Source organism: Murinocardiopsis flavida, assembly GCF_003014485.1.
GTDB classification, from domain to species: Bacteria; Actinomycetota; Actinomycetes; order Streptosporangiales; family Streptosporangiaceae; genus Murinocardiopsis; species Murinocardiopsis flavida.
In genome coordinates this window covers 1-1576 of sequence record NZ_PYGA01000066.1, presented here as the reverse complement: position 1 = coordinate 1576, position 1576 = coordinate 1, and the positions used below count along the sequence as shown (strand labels likewise).

Annotated in this window: 1 protein-coding gene; it reads left to right on the top strand. The window is 71.3% G+C overall.

The genetic code is table 11. The annotated features are described in order from the left end of the window. Window positions 1–126: 126 nt before the first annotated feature. Complete coding sequence (locus CLV63_RS33045) at window positions 127–1566, top strand: NF041680 family putative transposase (protein ID WP_106587177.1); 1440 nt, start codon at window positions 127–129, stop codon at window positions 1564–1566. Window positions 1567–1576: the final 10 nt, after the last annotated feature.

Sequence of the window (1576 nt, the reverse complement as noted above, 5' to 3'; positions counted from 1 at the left end):
AGCTTGTTGTTTAACCTTGCCCGGGGACCTGGCCTACCCGGATCAATCGTTTCCCGGACAGAGAACGCGGCCGTCCCCCACGCTTCGAGATGTCGAATAACGGAGCGCGAGAGAACGGCCGCTGCCATGAGTCTTCCGTCCACGAGCCCCGACGTCGAGCCGTTGGGCGTCTTGTCCCGATTCCGAACCGGGTTCTACGACTGCCTCGACACCCGCGCGGACGCGCTCTTCGAGCTGACCGACGCGCTGCTGTGCGCGGACGGCCCGGTCACCTCGCTGCCGGAGCTGACCATGACCCCCGAGTACCAACGCGGGCACGGGGCGATGTATGACGCGCTGAACACCGGGCGGCTGGACCCGCGGCGGCTGCGCAGTGCACTGACCAGCACCCCGCTACCGCGCGCGGCCGACGGGCGGATCGTGCTCGCCGTCGATGTCAGCAACTGGCTGCGCCCGGACGCCCCCACCAGCCCGCAACGGCTGTTCTGCCACGTCTACGGCCGCGGCCGCAGCGCGGACCAGTTCATCCCCGGCTGGCCCTACTCCGTCGTCGCCGCACTGGAGACCGGCCGGACGTCCTGGTGCGCGGTGCTCGACGCACACCGGCTGGGCCCGGCCGACGACGCCACCGCGGCGACCGCCGCCCAACTGCGCGAGGTCCTCACCCGCCTGATGCAGGCCGGACAGTGGAAACCCGGCGACGCCGACGTCCTCATCGTGATGGACAGCGGCTACGACATCCCCCGCCTCGCCTACGTGCTGGGCGATCTGCCCGTGGAACTCCTCGGCCGGCTGCGCTCGGACCGGGTGATGCTCCGCGACGCCGGGCAGCGCCGCTCCACCCCGCGGGGCGGCAAGCCCCGCAAGCACGGCGCCGCCCTCGCCCTGGCCCAACCGCAGACCTGGCACACCCCCGAGGTGGCCATGACCACCCCCACCAGCCGCTACGGCACCGCTGAGGCCCTGGCCTGGGATCGTATGCATCCCCGGTTGAGCCACCGCGGCCCCTGGCTGGAGCACGAAGGCGAACTGCCGCTGATCCACGGCACACTGGTCCGCTTGCAGGTCGAGCACCTGCCTGGCGACCGGGATCCCAAGGCGGTGTGGCTATGGTCCTCGCGCACCGCGATGACGGGCACGGAGGTCGAGGTGCGCTGGCAGGCGTACGTGCGCCGCTTCGACCTGGAACACACCTTCCGCTTCTTCAAGCAGACCCTGGGCTGGACCGTCCCGAAGGTCCGCGACCCTGCGACCGCCGATCGGTGGACCTGGCTTGTCATCGTCGCGCACACCCAGTTGCGGCTGGCCCGCCCGCTCGCCGAGGACCTGCGCCGCCCGTGGGAGCGGCCGAGCCACCCGTGTCGACTCGCCCCCGCCCGGGTCCGCCGGGGGTTTCGGCACGTGCGCGCGAAGACGGTCCGTCCTGGCGGTGTGCCCAAACCCTCGCGGCCCGGTCCCGGACGCCCACCCGGGTCGAGAAACCGCAGGCCGGCCCCGCGCTACGAGCCTGGTAAGACCGTGAAGCGGGCAGCCAGCCTCGAACAACACCGCCAGCAGCAACCATAAAACTCAAGCT

What these genes read in the sequence shown, in the direction of transcription:
- CLV63_RS33045 (WP_106587177.1), top strand. Translation starts at nt 127, where the DNA reads ATGAGTCTTCCGTCCACGAGCCCCGACGTCGAGCCGTTGGGCGTCTTG.